This window comes from Janthinobacterium sp. AD80, assembly GCF_002878455.1.
Classification (GTDB): Bacteria; Pseudomonadota; Gammaproteobacteria; order Burkholderiales; family Burkholderiaceae_D; genus Janthinobacterium.
Genome location: NZ_NRDQ01000282.1, coordinates 1 through 1,738, shown reverse-complemented (window position 1 = coordinate 1,738; position 1,738 = coordinate 1). Strand labels below are relative to the sequence as shown.

Below are 1,738 nucleotides of genomic sequence, written 5' to 3'. Positions count from 1 at the left end.
ACGCGCGCCAGCAGGCGTGCCAGGCCCAGCCAGGCGCTGTCGCACCAGCCCAGCTGGGCGATGCTGGCGGCGGCGCGCTGCCAGGGGCGGGCAAGGCGGGAAAGGCGGGTGAAGGCCATGGCGAGATCGGATGAGGCGGCTATGCGAGCCAACGCTGTCCATTAGAACGCAGCGGCCGGCGGCGGTCTTGCGCCGCCTCAAGCTGTGCTACTGAAACTTTTGCTTGATACACATCAAGACCGCTGTGTTCGTTTATCCCAATCATAGGGGGATGCATGGCCTGCATGCCAACCAGAGGGCGAGACGATGGCGACACGGATACACGAATGCATTTTCGAGGCGGCGCAGCGGGACGCCGATGCACCGGCACTGTCATGGCACGGCGAACAGCTGGCCTATGGCGCGCTGGCGCAAGGCGTGCGCGACACGGCCGGCGCCTTGCTCGCGCTGGGCCTGGCGCGCGGCGGGCGGGTCGCCATCTATCTCGACAAGCGTCCGGAAAACGTCTGCGCCATGTTTGGCGCGGCGGCGGCGGGCGGCGTCTTCGTGCCCGTCAATCCCTTGCTCAAGCCGGACCAGGTGGCCTACATCCTGGCCGACTGCAATGTGGACATCCTCGTCACTTCGCGCGAACGGCTGGGCCAGCTGGTGCCGGCCCTGGCCGCCTGCCCGGACCTGCGCACGGTGCTGCTGACGGGCGAATGGCAGCCGGGACAGGCGGAAAACGGCCTGGCCGGCGTGCGTGTACTTTCCTGGGCCGACGCGCTGGCCAGCGTGGCGGGACGGGAAACGGCGCCGCATGCCGTGATCGACACGGACATGGCGGCCATCTTGTATACCTCGGGCAGCACGGGCCGACCGAAAGGCGTCGTCCTGTCGCACCGCAACATGGTGGCGGGCGCCCTCAGCGTCGCGAGCTATCTGCGCAACACGCCGCAAGACCGCATCCTGTGCGTGCTGCCGCTCAGCTTTGACTATGGCCTGAGCCAGCTGACGACGGCCTTTGCCAGCGGCGCCTGCGCCGTGCTGATGAATTACCTGCTGCTGCGCGACATCGTCGAAACGGTGGAGCAGGAAGCCATCACGGGGCTGGCCGGCGTGCCGCCCCTGTGGATACAGCTGTCCCAGTTGAGCTGGCCATTGTCGACGCCCTTGCGCTACATCACCAACTCGGGCGGCGTGATGCAGAGAAGCACGCTCGACCGGCTGCGCCAGGCGCTGCCGCGCACGCAAGTGTTTCTGATGTATGGCTTGACGGAAGCGTTCCGCTCCACCTATCTGGCGCCGGAACAGCTGGAGCGGCGCCCCGATTCCATCGGCATGGCCATCCCGAACGCGGAAGTGCTGGTGCTGCGGCCGGACGGCAGCATCTGCGCGCCGGACGAACCCGGCGAACTGGTGCACCGCGGCGCGCTCGTGGCGCTCGGCTACTGGAATGACTCGGCCCGCACGGCCGAGCGCTTCAAACCCTTGCCGCCGCAAGCCAGCGGCCTGGTGCTGCCGGAACTGGCCGTCTGGTCGGGCGACACGGTGCGCCGCGATACGGAAGGCTATCTGTATTTCGTCGGTCGCGGCGACGAGATGATCAAGACCTCCGGCTACCGGGTCAGCCCGGCCGAGATCGAGGAAGTGGCGTTCGCCAGCGGCCTGGTGGCCGAGGCGGCGGCTCTGGGCGTGCCGCATCCCGTGCTGGGCCAGGCGATCGCCTTGCTGGTCACGCCCGCGCCCGGCGTGGAAC

General features: G+C 68.2%; 1 protein-coding gene. It reads left to right on the top strand.

The genetic code is table 11. The features are described 5' to 3' along the window. Positions 1–306: 306 nt before the first annotated feature. Positions 307–1,738: acyl-CoA ligase (AMP-forming), exosortase A system-associated (locus JaAD80_RS28600; RefSeq protein WP_102299551.1), on the top strand; the 1,432-nt coding region annotated here is incomplete at its 3' end.